Genomic DNA, 18,398 nt, shown 5'->3' on the forward strand with positions numbered 1-18,398 from the left:
GAGAGTGACATGTCTACATACCCTATCGAGCAGGTACTGGCTCGTATGGACAAGCGCAACATCACCCGAGGCTGGGGGGCTGTCGCAGCGTTCAGCCGTTCGCGGCTGAACGACCAGTTGCGGGAGCAACACCGACAACGCCTGGCTACCTTGCGTTTTATACCGCTGTTCAACGGTGATGTGGAGCACGATGACCATATTCGTACGTCCAGCGTATTGCGAAAGATCGAGTTCGGTGCACCGCTGTTGTCCTTCACCAATGCATCGCTCAGTGATTCCAAGGCACGCCTGACTTTTCCCATTATTGCCGGGACGTACAAGCGCCATTCGCCACTGGCAGAAAACCTGCTGACACGATTGGTCATCGACGAGGCCCTGGGCTACACGTTGGTGATGGAAATCGAGCTTCGGCTGGTGATCGGTGAGATCGATCGGCGTGGCAGGGTAACGCTGGACTTGGCCGAAGCGTCCAGTTTCAGCTGCAACCTGGCGGGTGCAGACGAGAAAATCAACGGGCTGATTGCCGCCGCCATTCAGGAACACTTCCAGCAACTGGAACCAAGCAGCAGCCAGTTCGAACTGGGCATGCTCGAACTCAAAGGCCTTACACCATTGTCGCCGACCCACTTCCGAATCCTGACTCAGGCCGCGCCAGGTGCGCAGACCCTGGGTGCTGAGAATTTTGGTGATGGTGCGGTACTGACGTTCATCCAGCTGCGGGCAAACAGCGGCCCGGGCGATCTGCCTGAGCATAGTTTTCCCTACCTGATCCCTGATGATCTCGACAGCGACGGCAGCCTGCGCTATTCGGCAGTGATGGTTGTAGACAAAGCCGTGCTCCAGCATGTTCGCGATGACCGCCTGGATGTTCTGGCATCGTTGTTGTTTTCGACGCGGCACAAGTTCGTCGAGCGGGAGCGGCACATACCTCATGATCTGGCAGTTTTCGGCAAAATTGTTGCAGTACCGCCGTTGTATGCCATCGATCCGCCGTCTCAGACCATTGGCGTTGGGGACACTCAGCAATTCACACTGCGTGATCAGGCAGGAAACAAGGTGACGGCTACCAACTGGTTTGCCTACAGTCGCCAGAGCCATCGTGAAAAAGGCGATGGCACAATCGACGCTGACGGCCTTTACCAGAGTGCCGGCATAGAGGATATCGGCCATCACAGTTTGACCGTTGTGATCACGGCAGAACTCGAAGAGGGGAACCAGCTGCATCGCGTGCATGCTGAGGTGATCGTGCAGTTCGAGCGAACTCAGGTTGCACCACGGGTTAGCGTGTTTGCACCACGCACGCCGATGGTACTGAGCGCGACCATGCAAGCGGAAGATATCGAATGGTCGCTGAGTGGCGAAAAGCGTGGGCAGCTTGACCAGACCAAGGGTCGCCGCGTCACGTTCAGTGCTGAACGGGAGGCCGCTCGGCGCCACTTGAGCATCCAGCAGGTGCAAGCCAAGGGTACGCAGCAACAACGTTTGTCGACTTTGGTCATGCTCAATGGCTTGCAGTCCGTGGTTATCGAGCCTGCGCGGTCTGTCGGCCTTCAGCCGGGCGAAACCGTGGACCTGAGCGAGCGAGATCCTGGTTTGCTGCCCGGCGCGCAACGACGCTGGCGGCTCGTCGGTCCTGGGACGCTCGACGATAACAGGCGATATACCGCGCCGATGGGGGGCGAGCAGGGCACCAGCGTGGTGACATGCGAACTGATTCAGAACGGTGTGATATTGGCGAGCGGTTACAGCCTGCTGGAGTTTGGTGAAAAGCAATTGCAGGAAGAAAGGACCTGGCTCGAAATCAACAGTTACAAGATCTACGTGCCCGGTGGCCAGGAGGGGGATTCCAAGGGCCAGTTGCTCAACAATGGGTTCCAGCCTTTGCGGCTGGAGGTAGTGATTGAGACTGAACCGGTCAATGGCGAGTACTTCAGGCTCAGTGGCGATGAGCAACGCTCCATCGGCATGAGGTTTCTGAACAACAAGCAAGCGCTGGTAAAGCTTAATGATGATGACCCGAGTGGTGGTATAGAGCGGGACCACCTGCATCGCTGGGGTACTCGTACTGTGGCAAACCGGTTCGAGTTTTCCTATCCCCAGTTGTTCGAGCCCGCGCGTCCCGCCAGTGAACAGGGTATCACCCGCAAGAATCTCTACCTTCATTGTGGTGACCGTGCGGGAACTTCCACCACACTGTATAGCACCTTCAACCCGGATTTCGGCGGAATCGAGGCTTCCAACAAGACTGAGTCTGCAAACACCAAGGTGGTGATCGTGCCCAAGGCCCCTCCGGAATTCGGAGATGAGCATTATTCGTTTGTGGCCAAACGTGTAGAGGGAGGGGGCACCGATCCCAATCCGAATCTGCCTCTTGACCCTGGCGATCCGACGCTTGACCCGGCATTCGACCTGCGTTTGAGAACACTGGATTACTGGGTGTTCAAATTGAGAAATAGCCGCTTCATGACGGTTGAGTTCCTGCCGGAAGAGGCGGGGCATGGCCATATAAGCCAGTCGATGATTCGATGGGAGTCCGAGCACAAGAACGAAAAGATGTTCAGTTTTACCGGCGCTATCTTCCGAGACCGGCTGAGCAAGGAAGAAGACGACTGGGTGAAGCCTAAACCGGATGTACCGATTGTTTTCGACCAAAGCCTGCCGAAAGTCATGCCCAGGCGCAAAGAGTTGGAAACCAAAGTCAATATTTCAAAATATGAAGAGGGGAGCCTGGTCATTACCAATCATCGGGTTCCGGACTTTGCTTACCAGAAGCCAGGCGCAGAGGCTCGTGACAACCTGTCGCGCGATGTCGTGGTGTTGCTGCGAGACCTGCAAGGTAATGCCCATTATCGGCGCTTCTCATTCCGGCAGTCTGGCACGGTTTATCACCGCAACTATATCGAACATACGTTGTTTACTCCGCATTAATGCCGGTCGGCTGCCTGCTGGGCAGGCAGCTGGTTGTTTGAATAACTTCAATGGAGATTTTTCATGAAACTCAATTTGGCTTTTTCATGTGGTGCCGTATTGGCAGTTGCGCTTTGGGGCTGCAGTGCTTCTGGGTATGCCGCCAGTGGTGAAGCACCCAAGGTTAAAGATACAGGGCTGATTTACTTTGCCGGGCAGAAAAATGGTGAGCCGGATGGTGGGAATACATGTTCAATCAAGATTGAGTCGGGTACGCACAAGTTCGTCAAGATGGATGACTGCGTAAATGATGATTACTACTATTATCGGCTCGAAAATGCACCGTCCGCGGCGTTGATTACGCTCTATGCCGAGAATGATTGCCGGGATGGTAGTGATGATAATGATTGGTATTTTACGCTGAGAACTACCATGACCCCGGTCACCACTACGTACAGAAAAATCGAGGATCTTCAAAGTCTTTCTGCTGGCGATATTGTTTCCCGGGGTGTCATGTTTGAGAGGGGGAAAAGGAGAAAGGGTGACGTAGATGGCAAGCTGTCTTGCGTAATCATTGATTATGATCTGGGTGAAAGCTGAGGAGAATTACCATGGCTGCTAACCTCTCGGTTCACTCCAATGCCTTCAATTTCGGTAGTCACTTGCGCGGGGGAGTGGACTCACGCACCGGCTTGTATACGTTTTCCGCCAATCTTCGCCGTATTCTGGGGAACGATAATCTGGGTGCGCAATTTGATGCACTGCTCCGCTCCAGCTCACTTGGCCTTGTTGATAGCGGGTTTGGCAAAGGCTGGTACATGGCTGTCACCGAGTTTGACCCTGACCCGGATCGCCGCATTATTTCCCTTGCCAGCGGCGAAACGTTCAAGGCCGATGGCCGTGTCGGCACGACCAACCAGTTGACGATGTCGGAAAGGAAAATCGATTCATTCCATCTTTACGAAGTGTCTGCGAACCGCTGGGATATCAGGTATGACACCGATGTGGTGGAAAGACTCGAGCTCAGGGGTGTCGGCAAGCACGCCAGGGCCGTGCCGACCCGCATTTTCGGTGCAAAGGGCGGCCATTGGCTGGATCTGGAATACAAAAACCACAATGACTACCCCATGCTGGTCAAAATCACCGACATGCGCGGAGTGACCCACCTGGAAGTCAGTCGTACCGACAAGTTGGTGGAACTCACAGTGCTTGCGGATTCGGGCCCGCAGACATTCAGCCTGATTCTGGATGGGGATTACAGGGTAAGCCGTCTCGAACTGCCGACCCCGAACCGTGCCAGTTGGCGCTTCAGTTACATCCATGAAGGAGGCATGGACTTGGTCGACCAGGTCCAGACCCCCACCGGCGGTTTGGAGAAGCTGTATTACCAGGATGGTGGTCACCAATTCCCTATCGGGTCTAACGTGGCTCCGCTGCCGCGGGTTACGCGACACGTGAGCTATCCGGACCCAGGGCCAGGCCAGGATAAAACGGCCATTGACACGCGCTACACATACTCCAGCAACGGGCACAACTTCCTGGGTGGCAATGCGGAGCTGGACTGGATTAACGATGGCCTCGACAACTTGTTCCGTAAAAATATCGACTATGACTACGCTGTTACCGAAACGCTCTGGGTTGAAGATGTTCCGGTAAAAAGTACGGTGCGCGAGTTCAACAAGTTCCACTTGCTCACGCGCGAAGCGACTTTTCTGGGCGAGGAACTCAATGCCGAGAAGACCGAGGTCATTGGCGACAACGTTGTAGAGCAGATCAATACCTACAACCTGAAGCCGGGTCTTTTCAAGGACCAACCCAGATACTGCCAACTGGTGCATGGCGCCCATACTCGCTGGTGGTTGAATAGCAATCCGACACATAACCGAAAAGTCTCCGCTACCAGTACTTACGACGACCACGGCAACCTCAAAACCCACGTGGGTGAAAACGGTGTCGAAGAAATCTATGAGTGGTATGGCAAGGCAGAGCCTGGTTACCCGGGCAATGAAGAGGGTTTCGTTACCCATGTGAAGAAAAAAACCGAGAAACCGGCAGCCAGCAAGGCGGCGGCACTGCCACGCATAACAAATTACACCTACCAGGCACTGCCCATGCTGGCCAGCGCGCAGGCGCAAACTCAGGTGAGCCAATGGCTGGAAGTGGATCTCGAAACGTACACCTGTGGTGATGAAGTGCAAACCACGCACTACAGCTTTGTACAAGCAGAAAATGAAACTGTCGTTGAAGGTGTACCACTGCAACATGGCCGCCTGCATATTCAGTGCGTGCGGTTTCCGAACCCTGAGGCCGCTGAGCCAGGCGCTCCAGCAACGCTCGATACCCAGTTTGAACACACCTACACATACCAGACACTGAACTGGGACGTTGCGAAGGAGAGAGGGCCATCGGTCAGCGGAACCATGCAGGTGTTGCAGACCGCGCAATTACTGACGGGTTTTGATGGCAAAACCAAGGAAGTGAAATCTCAGCAGTCGCTGGCTACGGGTGAAACCGTGCTTAATCGTGATGATACCGACACGGTCATCATGACCGTCTGGGACGCGTTGCTTCGTGTCGAGCGTGAGATCGTAAGCCCGGGCAAGCGTGAGGAGGCGCTGCGTAGATACGAGTACGAGCTTTGTGCCCAGGTGGGTGACCGGGCGCTCCAGGCGACGTACGACGTGAATGATGTGATGACCGTGGCGTATTTCGATGGTGCTTCCCGAACGGTCCGTGAGGAGAGGGAAACCCGCCTTCTGGATGAACCAGGGGTGAAGAGGAAGAGTAAGCCCAGGTCAGATCGCGAAACCAAGCCCACTTACAGCGCGAAGTACGACAATCGGGACAAGCTCGCGGAAGAGACCGAGATTGACTGGATGACCAGCGGCGATTTGTACCTGACAAGCCATTATCGCTACGACGCCTGGGAGGAACAGCTGGGAGTCATTGGGCCTGACGGTGTGGGTGAGTTTGCGCAAACGGACCCTATCGGTGATGGCAAGACAGGCCCGATCACGCGTGAATGGCGGCAGCAGATGTTCGACGGCGGCGGCAACGAGTTGGATAACGGGCGCAAGACCGGCGTGACCGAAACCCAGCTGGACCTGTTTGAATTGCCAGTTCAGGTGCGGCGTTGGGTGAAGGAATGCCCCGACGATGAAAAAGAGACGGTTCTTGAAAGCCAGACGCTGACCGAGTACGACGGGTTTGGCCTGAAGACCAAGGAAATCTCGGGCCTTGACGGCAACGTGAACAAGCAGACGGAGGCCTTCACTTACGATGGCTTCCAGCGCCTGGTGACACATAGCTTGCGCGAAGGCGAGGTGGTTTATCGAACGTACGCTGCGCACAGCGATAAAGACCTGCCGGTCAAGATCTGGGTGAATGACCTGCCGCTATTGGGCGAGCAGCGCTTCGATGGCCTGGATCTGATGGTCTGGTCCAGTACGGGTGGGCGCGAGCAGACATACGAGTACAAGCAGGGGGAAAGCAAGCCGCACAAGGTCATCACGCCGGAGGGTGAAATTGATTATGTATATCGTCCTTATCTGACTGACGAACCGGTACAGCGTACGCTTGCCGGTCATGAGGCTGACTTTGTTTATGATCCGCACAATGCGCGGCTGCTCAGCTGTACCGAGCAAGGAGGGCAGGGGTTCTCGCGTACATATTACACGACTGGCGAGGTGCATACGGAAACTCGCGGCGACCTCGACATGGTGTATGGCTACAGCTGCCTCGGGCGCATGGAGTCCTATCAGGATGTGCTGAAGCAGACCCAGGTCAATACTTACGATAAGGCCGGGCGGTTGGAGCGGACGACATTGGGCTCACTGAGTAGTGAATTCAAATACGATGAGCTAGGCCGTATTGAAAGCTACGAAACCATTGACCAGCCGCAGGGCGCTGGCGAGAAAAACTCACTCAAGACCACCTTGGCCTATGATGATCTTGAGCGGGAATGTTCTCGTACGTTTACGTTCAGCCACGGCGCTGAACAGGTGCTTGCCCAAGAGTATGACGATTTTGATCGTATTATCGAGCGCACTCTGTCGGACGGTACGACAGTGCTGCGCAAGGAGACCTACAAATACGATACGCGCGGCAGGTTGACTACGTATGAATGTGAGGGTGATGATGATTATCGCCCGGTTGACCCCTGTAATAAAAAGATTATCAGCCAGGTATTCCGCTTCGATGCGGTTGATAATATTCGGCAGGTGTTGACAAAGTTCATCGATGGTAAAGATGAGAGTGGTCATGATATTACGGGTCAGAACATGGCGGTTTATCATTTTGAAAATCCCAAGGACCCAGCACAGCTTTCCCGTATTACCAATAACTTTGGCCCCCCTTATCCGCCAGAAGTACTGCTCAAGTATGACGATAACGGAAATTTGAAGGAAGATGGCGAACTCACCATGAAGTACGATGCACTGAATCGCCTGATCGAGGCTACGGCCCCCGGCAAAGGCAAGTGTACGTATGGCTATGACCCGAAAAATATTCTGAGTTCGACTGAAACCGCAGATCCCGCCTGATCCGTGAATAAGCGCGACGCCCAGGGCCCTCGCCTTGGGCGTCGCTCTGTTTCAAACTTGCTGGCGGTCAGCGGTAGCGCATGGTGAATTTCAAGGCCCCCTTCGCCTCGCCGGCGCGAACTGCGCTTGCGTCCTCGGTCTGGTAGAACCGTGCGCCAAAGTTCAGGATCGTGTTGCCATCCCGGATCGCTTGGAGCTCTACCTCGCGTTGCAAGGGTAGAGGGGAGTTGTCATCTTTCAGTATCTGGATACCGACACCTTCAGCGGTAGAGTCAGAAGTGAGGCTGAACACCCCCTCCAGCCCGGGTACCGGCATAGATCCATCGACGGGGTCGAGTTCGATGGTGGCCTTGGTCAGGCCGCCAGGGTCTGTCTTGCAGTCGCTCAAGGTGATGGAGAACGGAATGATCGAAGTCGTGGTGCCTTTGGCGACGAAGTGTGACTTGTCCCACTCCTGCAAGTCCACCGGGTTTGCGCTGACCGGGTCACCGATCAGGCTACACTGGGTTTGCAGTACATTGGCCTGCAACCGGTAGCGCAGCACCAGTCCCAGCCCTGTTGCGTCGAAATGCCCGGTGAACAGTTCGGCGTCGACTGTGTGCAGGCCAGGCTCAATGTCCCCGGTCTTGACCAAGGTTACCTCGTTGCGCAGAGTGGACATCTTGTAACCAACCAAGGTGTTGTTGAACTGGTAAGTCGAGCGCATCGGGATCAATGGTTTGCCAGGGCCACTTTCGGGCATGAAGTAGGCGGGGTCGGTGCCGGTGAAAGGCCGATCGAGGCGGATGCGTGCGCCGATTCCGTCGATATTGGTATTCAGTATGTAGCCGTCGGAAGGTTCACCCGCCACAGGTGGTAGCGGGCCGGGAAAGATGGAGCGAGCGTTCATGTCGAAGCGCCAGAGCACGTCGCCATCGTTGTAACAATGCAGTTCCGACCTTGGTTGGGACAGGGTGAATTCCGGTTGGTTTGGCGTACCGATGACGTCACCTGGGGCGGCGTTGAGGGGTACATGCATCACGCCGGAGAGTACCCGGATGATATTCATTGGCTGGGTGCCCGCGCTCCAGGTGCAACTGTCACCTGCGTGGGCTTGATAGCTGGCGAAAAGCATGACGGGTAGCGCCAGGGGCAGGAGGCGTTTCATTGGTATTTCCTGATGTCGCGCGCCTTTTGTGGGCGCGCGTTCAATAATTGGGAAGGGTTTGTCAGGTCATTCACAGGTCAGGGACTGCAGGCGATAGCCTTGGTTTTGTGGAATGGCTTGTGGATCCAGCTCGAAGCGGCAACGCTCATCTGGCGCTTCGCCCCAGCGTGCTTCCAGCAGCTGCAGGCCATCGGCAAGCGACAGCATGGCGCGGCCAGCCGGGCCGACAATGCCCAGCACGTTGCCGTCGGCATCATGAAGCTGGCTGCCGAAAGGCAATGGCAGTTGCTCGTTGCTGGTAAGGCTGAGTACCACCCGGTTGGCCCGGCGGGCTTCGAACCCGCTTTTGATCACTGCGCCGCGGCGTGGGACGACCTCGGCGGTCGCGTTGACGATTTCGACGTCCGGGTCCAGCTGGTTGGTATCCAGCACCAGTTGATTGAGCCGGTATGGGCGCAAGTGTGGAATCAGTGCGTAGCCATTGGCATTGGTTCGGCTGGCGCTGTGGTTCTGCAGCCCCACCTCGGCGATGTCGGGCACATGCACCAGGCCGATGGTCTCCCCCAGGTAAGGCCCGAGCGCTATACCATCGCTGTGCAGCAACGCAGCGCCGTTCATGTTCAACGACAGGCTACGGTAATCGTCCGACGCCGACAGGCCGGCTCCCAGGGTTGCCTGGGGCGCCTGGTATGCCAGGGACAACGCGGCGCTTTGCTGCTGTTGCTCGCTGGAGGCGACCGAGGCGTTGTAGCTCAGGCTCTCGACCTGGCTGTGCAGGGATGCACGTTGCGACGTGCCATGAGCGGAGTGCTGCAGGTCGAGGCTGAAGCTGCTGCCGCGGCCGAATTCCAGTGGAACCGAAACGCTGAGGCCGAACTGTCGGTCGCTGCCAGTGCCGTGTTGGGTCAACGATTGTGAACCATGCAGGCTGTAGCTGATGCCGTTGTGCGAGGTGGTGAAGTTGAGCTGGAACTGGCGTTGGCTGTCGCTGCGTTGCCAGTAATCCTGTTGCGACAGGGTCAGGCTGAGCGTGCTGCGTTCGCCGATGCGCTGGTTGATCGAGCCTTCCAGGCGGCTGCGGCGGCTACCGAGGAACAGGCGATCACTGCTGCGTTGGCTGATCCACTCGTCGAAGTCGCGATAGCCTTGGGTGGAGTATCGGTAGCCGGCAAAGCGCAAGTGTGTACCGCTGTTGAATGCCTTGCTGTATCTGGCGCTGTAGCTCATGCCTTGGGCAATATGTGGCTCGACCGGCGAGAGGTCGCTGCGGGCATGGGTGATGTCGAACGAAAGAGCCCCGATTGCCCCCAGGTCGCGGGCGATGCCTATGGCTTCGGCGGTGTAGCCTTCGCTTGCCATCAGCCCACCATACAAGGTGGCATTCCACGCCATGCCCAGGGCCATGGTGCCCTGCCAGAGCAATGGGTCCTGGTTGCCGTATGCCGCGTTGTAGCGGCCCAGGGTGGTGCTGTAGCGCCAGACTCCGGGGCGCAGCAGGTTGGTGATGCTGGCGAAAGGCTGGATGAATCGCCGCACCTGGCCGTCGGCTTCGGTGAGTACCACCTCCAGTTCGCCGCTGGCGCCTACGTTCAGGTCGTCGATCACGTAGGGGCCGGGGCTTACGTAGGTCGAGTAGATCGGGTAGCCGTTTTGCCAAACCTCGAGTTTGGCACGCGTTTGCGCTACACCACGCAAGGTGGGGGCATAGCTGCGCATCGCGTCGGGCAGCATGTCGATATCGGAGGCCAGGCGCATACCGGTGACCGGCACGCCGCGGAACACATCGCTGCTGGTAAAGGTTTCGCCCAGGGTGATATTGCCCCAGGTGCCGGGCAGATCATGCTGGGCATAGGTATAGGCACGGCTCCAGGTTTGTCGACCCTCTTCGTCACGGCGCCAGGCCTGGTTGCTGCGCAGTCGCCAGCCTGCCAGGTTTACGCCGCTGTTGAGGTAGAGGTCCTGAGTGTTCTGGCTGCCGCTCCTGCGGTGGTCGCTTTGCTGCATGGAAGCCTGGTAGCTGACGAATGCGGCCGGGATGCCGTGTTCCCAACGTGCCGGGTCCACCTGGCCTGCCATGTCCCGACGCAATGCGATTTGCGGGATGGAGATGGCAAGTTGCAGTCGGCTGGCATCGAAGTCGACAAGCGCACCGGGTACCAGGGTGGGTAAGTCCAGGCAGGTGTTTTCAAGTGCCGCTGGGTCGGCGATGGCATCCAGGCGCAGCCCTAGCTCGCCCATCAGGCCAGGGCCAAGGCACGGTCGCAACTGCTCATCGCCAGGGGCCGCTTCGAACGTCAGTTCGCGTACACCCGCCGGCGCCAGGTTGACCAGCACCTGCACTGGATAGCGTCCAGGTGGCAGTGCCTTTTGCTCGGCCAACCCATGCAGGGCATGGGCAGCATTTGCCCGTGGCTGCCCGGGCGACAGGTAGAGGAAGCTTGCGTCGAACTCGGGCTGCGCCGCAGGAAAGGGGGTTGCCAGCACCGTGCCGGTCGACAGGCAGATGACCATCGGGCAAACGTGGCGCAGGCGAAAACGCCTGCACCCGGAGGGTTGCAGGATCATGGGAAGTCCTTCGAAGGCCGTGGGTCAGGGGGTGTCGTGCACGGGCAGGGTCAGCGGTTTGCTGGTGCTGCCGTAGTCAGTGATCACCGCTACGATGGCCTGTAGGCCGGCGCTGTCGATTTCGGCTGGCAGCGGATAGCTGAGCTCGGACATGGGTGGCACCATGTCCGCACCGGGTAGGGCTTTTTCCTGTTTGCCCTTGACCAGGTCCAGGCGGCTGAAGGTGTAGTGGTAGGGCGTGGGGTTGTGCAGCGTCAGGTGCGGGTGGCCCTCGCGCAGGGTCCTGGCGAGGTGCAATTGCTTGAGCTGGTGAACCGGGTCGCCTTGCAAAGTGGCCGGCCGGTAGAACAGCTTGATGCGAGTGCGCAGGGCAATGTTCAGCGCATTGCGCTGCCCGTCGATGGCCTGAGGGATCTCCTGCAGGTTGAAGAAGAACAGCGATTCGCGGTCTTGTGGCAGGTCGTTGGGCAGGCCGCTGATCTGCACCGATTGCTCCTTGCCGGCCCCCAGCCGGAACAAGGCCGGGGCTGTCATGAACGGTACGGCGGTGGTGGTGTCATCGGCCTGGGTATTGACCCAGGCCTGGGCGGCAAAGGGGCGCTGGCTGGGGTTGGCAACTACCACCGAGGCACTGCGCTGGCTACTTTCGTAGATGATGCGTGTGCTGCTGATGGTGAGGGCGGCATGGGCGCTGTTCAGCAGGCAGGCCAGCAGCAGCAGGCAGCCGCCCAGCAGCGTCGAGGTGCGGGTGACGGGGAACATGGAAGATGACCAGGTGAGGGTGAGCGAAGGATCCAGGTGCACTGGGGCACCTGGAAGGGCATCAAGGCAGAGCGACCACGAAGTTCAAATCTGCGTTGGCTGCGCCGTCGGTCACGGTGCCGGTCTTGATCAACGAGGCATAGAATTTCATGTCGGTAGTGCCGGTTGAAGCCAGAGGGTATTCCTTGGAGTCTGTTCGTGGAGGGATCGACGTGCCATCCTCGTCCTTGATCTCCAGAGCCAGACCGTCGGCTCCGTCAGTGCGAATCCCGTAGTACTTGCCCGTGGGATCATCGCCGTTCAGCGAGTCGAATTTCACAGTGGCTACGTCGCCAGGATTAAAGGCGCAAGTGCCATCTACCTCGACTCGCAGGGCGAATGCGACATCGGTGGTGGACGTGTTAGAGGCGAAGTACTTGACCGGGTATACGCCGAGGTCTACCCAGCCCAGACCACCCATGCCCGGTTCAACCACTTCGATAGGGCAGGTACCACCGCCGTTGATATGCCCCTTGAAGAGGATCTTGTCGGTGGCAGCAAAGGCCGTGCTGCTTGCCAGGCTCAGGGCAAGCACCATAAGAGTTTTTTTCATTGTTCAATCCGTACATTGAAAGGTTGGCTGGCTGTGTGCAGGGCACGCAGCGCTTCAAGTTGCCAAGGCATCCTTGAAACGAGGTACAGCGTACGGACAGGGGGGCGAAGGGGATGTAGGGCGAAGTAATTGGCTAAGGTTGAAACTTCGACAGGCACCCGGCCGAATCACGGCCAGGTGCTTGGCAAGGTCAGTGGCGGGCCGGGTTCAACAGCTGCTTCTCGGCGTGCCAGTCGAAGGGTTCATTGTTCTGTTCCGCTTCGTAACGGCGCTCTTCCAGCCGCTGGTAAAGGTCCAGTTCCTCGTCGGGCATATAGTGCAGGCAATCGCCCGCGAAGAACCACAGCAGGTCACGGGGTACCAGGTGTGCGATTTGCGGGTAGCGCTGGATTACCTGGCAGATCAGGTCCTGGCCCAGGTACTGGCTTTCCAGAGGATCCTGCGGCAGCAGGCTCAGCAGCTCGTCGAAGCGCTCGAGGAACAGGGCGTGGCTTTCCTCCGGTACCTGCTCGGCGTCACCCAGGGCCACCAGGATGGTACGCAGGTGGTTGAGCAGTTGCAGGTGGTATTCCAGGTGGGGGTTGGCCATGGGAGCGGTCCTCGGGTTGGTTGAAACGGGGGCGGAGTATACGCGGGTTACAGAAGGGGCCGCAAAACGGCCCCTTGGCTCAGCGTACCTTGCCTGGTTCGGGCAGCAACTGTGTCTTGTCGAAGGCATCCACATCGATCACCGCCCGGCGGGCGTGCTCTGCCTCGTGCAGTCGTTGCCCCTCACCAGGCTGTAGCGCACCGCTTTCCACTGCCGCATCGATTATCGACTGCCCTGTTGCAGGCTGAACCTTGCCTTCCTTGATAGCTTGGTGCAGTGCCTTGTGCAGTGGGGCCGCCCCATCCAGCAAGTCGGCGGCCCGTTGTAGTGCCGCTACCGGGTCGCCATCGGCCTGCGGGCGGAAGCAACCTGCGAGCAGCTCCTCCAGGGCTGGGTCGCCCTTGCTGCGACCGATCAACGCCGCTACTTCGGCATCCAGTTCATCGCTTGGGCCGGTGTGGCGGCGGCCGAAGGGGAACACCAGCACGCGCAACGCACAGCCGGCAAAGCGGTTGGGGAAGTTGTCGAGCAGCCGGTCCAGGGCCGTTTCCGCCTGGCCCAGGCTTTCTTCCATCGCCCAGCGCAGCAAGGGCTGCATGTGTTCCGGTGAGCCCAGGTCGTGATAGCGCTTGAGCGCAGCGCTGGCCAGGTACAGGTAACTCAGTACATCCCCCAGCCTTGCGCTCAGCCGTTCGCGGCGTTTCAGCGCACCGCCCAGCAGCATCATCGACAGGTCAGCGAGCAGGGCGAAGGCCGCGGCCTGGCGGTTGAGCGCCCGGAAGTAACCTTGGCTCAAGGCGTCACCCGGTACGCTCTCCAGGCGGCCCAGGCCGAGGTTCAACACCAGCGTGCTGGCCGCATTGCTCGCGGCGAACAGGATGTGTTTCATCAACAGGTCATCGAATTCCCTCAATGCCTGATCGCGGTCCTCGCGGCCGGCCAGGGCCATTTCCTTGAGCACGAACGGGTGGCAGCGGATAGCGCCCTGGCCGAAGATCATCAGGTTGCGCGAAAGGATGTTGGCGCCTTCGACGGTGATGAAGATCGGCGCCCCTTGCCAGTTGCGCCCCAGATAGTTGTTTGGCCCCATGATGATGGCCTTGCCACCGTGCACATCCATGGCGTGCTGGATGCATTCGCGGCCGCGCTCGGTGAGGTGGTACTTGAGGATCGCCGACAGCACCGAAGGCTTCTCGCCCAGGTCCACGGCCTTGGCGGTCAGCAGCCGCGCGCTGTCCAGCAGCCAGGCATTGCCGCCGATGCGTGCCATCGACTCCTGGATGCCTTCGAAGGCAGCCAGCGGAACATTGAACTGTTCGCGGATGTTGGCGTACTGGCCGGTGACCAGGCTGGTGTATTTGGCAGCGCCAGTGCCCACGGCCGGCAGGGAGATGGAGCGGCCTACCGACAGGCAGTTCATCAGCATCATCCAGCCCTTGCCGAGCATGGCCTGGCCACCGATGAGGAAATCCAGCGGCACGAATACGTCCTTGCCGCTGTTGGGGCCGTTCATGAACGCGGCGCCCAGTGGCAGGTGGCGTTTGCCGATTTCGACGCCGGGCGTGTCGGTAGGGATCAGCGCCAGGCTGATACCCAGTTCTTCCTGCTCGCCGAGCAGGTGGTCCGGGTCGTAGGCCTTGAACGCCAGGCCCAGCAGGGTGGCGACGGGCCCGAGGGTGATATAGCGTTTTTCCCAGTTCAGGCGCAGGCCGATGACCTCTTCGCCGTTCCATTGCCCCTTGCAGACCACCCCGGTGTCAGGCATGGCGCCTGCGTCGGAGCCGGCCAGCGGGCCGGTGAGGGCGAAGCAGGGGATTTCATCGCCACGCGCCAGGCGTGGCAGGTAGTGGTTGCGTTGTTCGTCGGTACCGTAATGCAGCAGCAGTTCGGCCGGCCCGAGCGAGTTGGGCACCATCACGGTGGAAGCCAGGTCGCCGCTGCGGGTGGCCAGTTTCATCGCCACCTGGGAGTGGGCGTAGGCTGAAAAGCCTTTGCCGCCGTATTCCCTGGGGATGATCAGGGCGAAGAAGCCATTCTGCTTGATATGTGCCCAGGCTTCGGGCGGCAGGTCCATGTCCTGGCCGATCTGCCAGTCGCTGACCATGGCGCAGAGCTGTTCCGTCGGGCCATCGATGAAGGCCTGTTCTTCTTCGCTCAGCTTCGGCGCCGGGTAGGCGAGCAGGGTGCGCCAATCTGGACGGCCGCTGAACAGTTCGCCGTCCCACCATACGGTGCCGGCGTCGATCGCCTCGCGCTCGGTTTGCGACATTGGCGGCAGGGTGCGCTGGAACCACTTGAACACGGGGCCTGTGAATACCTTGCGGCGCCATTCCGGCAGCGCCACCAGGGCGACTTTCAGTGCCAGCACTATCCAGAGCAGGGTCAGCAGCCAGCCGGGAGCGCTGCTGAAAATGCCCATCAGCAGCACATAAGCGGCCATGATGCCGAGAATCTGCAAGGGCGCCAGGCGCCGGTGCGTGAGGTACGCCGCGCCGATCACCAGCACTACCAACCACAACAGCAACATAATCGGTCCTCCTTGGAACCAGGGGGGGTAAGCCGTCCCAGACAGCTTAGACGCAACGCTGCGAACGGCCGGGTCAGAACAGTGACAGGGTATGGCGGTGGGAGTTTCAGGGCATTGCTTGTCTGTACCGGCCTCTTCGCGGGTGAACCCGCTCCCACAGGTACTGCATCACTCTCAGGTATGGCGCAGAACCCTGTGGGAGCGGGTTTACCCGCGAAGAGGCCGGTACAGGCGACGAAAGTCTGGAGTAGACTGCACCACCTCCGCATTCATAAGGACGTTGCCATGCTGAAGATCTGGGGCCGCAAGAATTCGAGCAATGTGCGCAAGGCGCTGTGGGTCGCCCACGAGTTGGGCCTGGATTTCGAGTCGATCGACGCCGGCGGCGCCTTCGGCGTGGTCAACGAGCCGCACTACCGTGCGCGCAACCCCAACGGCCTGGTGCCGATGCTGGAAGACGGCGACCTGACCCTGTGGGAATCCAACACCATCGTTCGCTACCTGTGCGCCGAGTACGGTGCGGAGCAGGGCTGGTACCTGGACGACCCGCGTCAGCGCGCCCTGGCGGACAAGTGGATGGACTGGACCACCTCGTCCTTCGCCACGCCGTTCCGCCCACTGTTCTGGGGCCTGTTGCGCACCCCGGAAGACCAGCGCGACTGGGTGGCGATCAACGCTGCGCACAAGCAATGCGCCCAGCTGCTGGCCATTGCCGACGAAGCCCTGGCCAAACAACCGTACCTTTCCGGTGACCAGATCGGCATGGGCGACATCCCATTGGGAAGCTTCATCTATGCCTGGTTCGAAATGCCCATCGAGCGCCCGGCCATGCATCACCTGGAGGCCTGGTACGAGCGCCTCAAGGCCCGCCCTGCGTACCAGGCAGCGGTAATGACTGCGCTGACCTGATCGAACACCACGGCTACTTCGATAGTCATTATCAATACACATGACTGTACTTGTGCGGCCAGGCCAAGCACCATTGACCGCACTCACTGCGCCAGTGCCTTTACCTGGCGTGTCCTGCACCTTTTTCTCGGTAAGTGACCCGCTATGAGTTCCGCCCTGTCCATCCGACAGCTGACCAAGACCTACGGCAACGGCTTCCAGGCCCTCAAGGGTATCGATCTGGATGTTGCCGAAGGCGACTTCTTCGCCTTGCTCGGCCCCAACGGCGCGGGCAAGTCCACCACCATCGGCATCCTCTCCACCCTGGTCAACAAGACCAGCGGCACGGTCAACGTGTTCGGCCACGATCTGGACCGCGAGCCGTCGGCGCTCAAGCGCTGCCTGGGCGTGGTGCCGCAGGAGTTCAACTTCAACCAGTTCGAGAAAACCTTCGACATCGTCGTGACCCAGGCCGGTTACTACGGCATCCCGCCCAAGGTGGCCAAGGAGCGTGCCGAGCAGTACCTGACCCAGCTCGGCCTGTGGGACAAGCGTGACGTACAGTCGCGTTCGCTGTCGGGGGGCATGAAGCGCCGCCTGATGATTGCCCGCGCGCTGATCCACGAGCCGCGTCTGCTGATTCTCGACGAGCCCACCGCCGGTGTGGACATCGAACTGCGTCGTTCGATGTGGAGCTTCCTCACCGAGCTGAACCAGAAGGGCATCACAATCATCCTCACCACCCACTACCTGGAAGAGGCCGAGCAGCTGTGCCGTAACATCGGCATCATCGACCACGGCACCATCGTCGAGAACACCAGCATGCGCCAGTTGCTGGGCAAGCTGCATGTCGAAACCTTCGTGCTCGACATCAAGCAGGACCTGGCCACTGCACCGGTGCTGCAGGGCTACCCGTGCCGGCTGCTGACCCCGCATACCCTGGAAGTGCAAGTGGACAAGGACATTGGCATCACTGCGCTGTTCGGCCAGCTGGCGCTGCAGAACATCGAGGTGCAGAGCCTGCGCAACAAGACCAACCGACTCGAGGAGCTGTTCGTGTCCCTGGTGGAAAAAAACCTGTCGAAGGTGGCCGTATGAGTGTGGAACTGCGCACCAACTGGGTCGCCCTGAACACCATCGTCTACCGCGAAGTGCGGCGCTTCCTGCGTATCTGGCCGCAGACCCTGCTGCCGCCAGCGATCACCATGGTCCTGTACTTCGTCATCTTCGGCAACCTGATCGGCCGGCAGATCGGCGACATGGGTGGCTTCACCTACATGGAGTACATCGTGCCGGGGCTGATCATGATGTCGGTGATCACCAACTCCTACGGCAACGTGGTGTCGAGCTTCTTCGGCAGCAAGTTCCAGCGCTCCATCGAAGAGCTGATGGTGTCGCCGGTATCGCCACACACCATCCTCGTCGGTTACGTGCTGGGTGGCGTGCTGCGTGGCCTGGCGGTGGGCGTGATCGTGACCTTCCTGTCGCTGTTCTTCACCCACCTGCAGGTGCACCACCTGGGCGTGACCGTGGTCGTGGTGCTGCTGACCGCCACTATCTTCTCGCTGCTGGGCTTCGTCAACGCGGTGTTTGCGCGCAACTTCGACGATATCTCGATCATCCCGACCTTCGTACTGACGCCGCTGACCTACCTGGGCGGGGTGTTCTATTCGATCAACCTGCTGCCGCCGTTCTGGCAGACCGTGTCGTTGGCCAACCCGGTGCTGCACATGGTCAACTCGTTCCGCTACGGCATCCTAGGGGTGTCGGATATCAGCATTGGCACGGCGATTACCTTCATGCTGGTCGCCACCGCGGTGCTCTACCTGGTGTGCGTTCGCCTGCTGGTCAGCGGCCGCGGCATGCGTGCCTGAAGCCTT

At 59.3% G+C, this 18,398-nt stretch carries 12 protein-coding genes; 6 read left to right on the forward strand and 6 right to left on the reverse strand.

The genetic code is table 11. The features are described 5' to 3' along the window. Positions 1-9 precede the first annotated feature (9 nt). The 3 genes from ABNP31_RS07190 (at position 10) to ABNP31_RS07200 (ending at position 7,448) form a co-directional block, all read left to right on the forward strand. Complete coding sequence (locus ABNP31_RS07190; protein WP_350013141.1) at positions 10-2,928, forward strand: hypothetical protein; 2,919 nt, start codon at positions 10-12, stop codon at positions 2,926-2,928. Between the two features lie 63 nt (positions 2,929-2,991). Continuing rightward, positions 2,992-3,507 (forward strand): hypothetical protein, encoded by a 516-nt coding sequence (locus ABNP31_RS07195; protein ID WP_350013142.1) that lies wholly within the window; start codon positions 2,992-2,994, stop codon positions 3,505-3,507. Between the two features lie 11 nt (positions 3,508-3,518). Then, positions 3,519-7,448, forward strand: a complete 3,930-nt coding sequence (locus ABNP31_RS07200; protein ID WP_350013143.1) for an RHS repeat domain-containing protein — start codon at positions 3,519-3,521, stop codon at positions 7,446-7,448. 67 nt (positions 7,449-7,515) lie between these two features. Here the strand turns inward: ABNP31_RS07200 and ABNP31_RS07205 are convergent, their stop codons facing one another. The 6 genes from ABNP31_RS07205 to ABNP31_RS07230 form a co-directional block, all read right to left on the reverse strand. Next, entirely contained in the window at positions 7,516-8,595 is a 1,080-nt protein-coding gene (locus ABNP31_RS07205) for a fimbrial protein (protein ID WP_085664911.1), read from the reverse strand. Between the two features lie 66 nt (positions 8,596-8,661). Beyond that, complete coding sequence (locus ABNP31_RS07210) at positions 8,662-11,160, reverse strand: fimbria/pilus outer membrane usher protein (RefSeq protein ID WP_238067429.1); 2,499 nt, start codon at positions 11,158-11,160, stop codon at positions 8,662-8,664. Between the two features lie 24 nt (positions 11,161-11,184). Further along, positions 11,185-11,922: a fimbrial biogenesis chaperone gene (locus ABNP31_RS07215; protein WP_085618152.1), complete on the reverse strand. Its 738-nt coding sequence runs from the start codon at positions 11,920-11,922 to the stop codon at positions 11,185-11,187. A 61-nt stretch (positions 11,923-11,983) separates the two neighbouring features. Next, on the reverse strand, positions 11,984-12,514 hold the full coding sequence (locus tag ABNP31_RS07220) for a fimbrial protein (protein ID WP_085664913.1): 531 nt from the start codon (positions 12,512-12,514) through the stop codon (positions 11,984-11,986). A gap of 190 nt (positions 12,515-12,704) precedes the next feature. Continuing rightward, positions 12,705-13,103 carry a PA2817 family protein gene (locus ABNP31_RS07225; protein WP_085664914.1) on the reverse strand — a complete coding sequence of 133 codons (399 nt, stop codon included), beginning with the start codon at positions 13,101-13,103 and terminating at the stop codon, positions 12,705-12,707. 79 nt (positions 13,104-13,182) lie between these two features. After that, positions 13,183-15,630: an acyl-CoA dehydrogenase gene (locus ABNP31_RS07230; RefSeq protein ID WP_085664915.1), complete on the reverse strand. Its 2,448-nt coding sequence runs from the start codon at positions 15,628-15,630 to the stop codon at positions 13,183-13,185. 285 nt (positions 15,631-15,915) lie between these two features. Between ABNP31_RS07230 and ABNP31_RS07235 the strand changes: the two genes are divergently transcribed. The 3 genes from ABNP31_RS07235 (at position 15,916) to ABNP31_RS07245 (ending at position 18,392) form a co-directional block, all read left to right on the forward strand. Continuing rightward, the gene (locus ABNP31_RS07235; protein ID WP_085664916.1) at positions 15,916-16,539 is read left to right on the forward strand and encodes a glutathione S-transferase; all 624 of its coding nucleotides are present in this window, start codon (positions 15,916-15,918) and stop codon (positions 16,537-16,539) included. Between the two features lie 144 nt (positions 16,540-16,683). Then, complete coding sequence (locus tag ABNP31_RS07240; protein ID WP_046617069.1) at positions 16,684-17,616, forward strand: ABC transporter ATP-binding protein; 933 nt, start codon at positions 16,684-16,686, stop codon at positions 17,614-17,616. Then, positions 17,613-18,392, forward strand: coding sequence for an ABC transporter permease (locus ABNP31_RS07245; protein ID WP_003260104.1), 780 nt, complete (start codon positions 17,613-17,615; stop codon positions 18,390-18,392). Before ABNP31_RS07240 ends, ABNP31_RS07245 begins: the two co-directional genes overlap by 4 nt. Positions 18,393-18,398: the final 6 nt, after the last annotated feature.

It is taken from the genome of Pseudomonas asiatica (genome assembly GCF_040214835.1).
Taxonomy (GTDB): domain Bacteria; phylum Pseudomonadota; class Gammaproteobacteria; order Pseudomonadales; family Pseudomonadaceae; genus Aquipseudomonas; species Aquipseudomonas putida_Z.

Excerpts from the sequence above, each read along its gene's own strand:
- ABNP31_RS07190 (WP_350013141.1), top strand. The coding sequence starts at position 10 with ATGTCTACATACCCTATCGAGCAGGTACTGGCTCGTATGGACAAGCGC.
- ABNP31_RS07195 (WP_350013142.1), top strand. The coding sequence starts at position 2,992 with ATGAAACTCAATTTGGCTTTTTCATGTGGTGCCGTATTGGCAGTTGCG.
- ABNP31_RS07200 (WP_350013143.1), top strand. The coding sequence starts at position 3,519 with ATGGCTGCTAACCTCTCGGTTCACTCCAATGCCTTCAATTTCGGTAGT.
- ABNP31_RS07205 (WP_085664911.1), bottom strand. The coding sequence starts at position 8,595 with ATGAAACGCCTCCTGCCCCTGGCGCTACCCGTCATGCTTTTCGCCAGC.
- ABNP31_RS07210 (WP_238067429.1), bottom strand. The coding sequence starts at position 11,160 with ATGATCCTGCAACCCTCCGGGTGCAGGCGTTTTCGCCTGCGCCACGTT.
- ABNP31_RS07215 (WP_085618152.1), bottom strand. The coding sequence starts at position 11,922 with ATGTTCCCCGTCACCCGCACCTCGACGCTGCTGGGCGGCTGCCTGCTG.
- ABNP31_RS07220 (WP_085664913.1), bottom strand. The coding sequence starts at position 12,514 with ATGAAAAAAACTCTTATGGTGCTTGCCCTGAGCCTGGCAAGCAGCACG.
- ABNP31_RS07225 (WP_085664914.1), bottom strand. The coding sequence starts at position 13,103 with ATGGCCAACCCCCACCTGGAATACCACCTGCAACTGCTCAACCACCTG.
- ABNP31_RS07230 (WP_085664915.1), bottom strand. The coding sequence starts at position 15,630 with ATGTTGCTGTTGTGGTTGGTAGTGCTGGTGATCGGCGCGGCGTACCTC.
- ABNP31_RS07235 (WP_085664916.1), top strand. The coding sequence starts at position 15,916 with ATGCTGAAGATCTGGGGCCGCAAGAATTCGAGCAATGTGCGCAAGGCG.
- ABNP31_RS07240 (WP_046617069.1), top strand. The coding sequence starts at position 16,684 with ATGAGTTCCGCCCTGTCCATCCGACAGCTGACCAAGACCTACGGCAAC.
- ABNP31_RS07245 (WP_003260104.1), top strand. The coding sequence starts at position 17,613 with ATGAGTGTGGAACTGCGCACCAACTGGGTCGCCCTGAACACCATCGTC.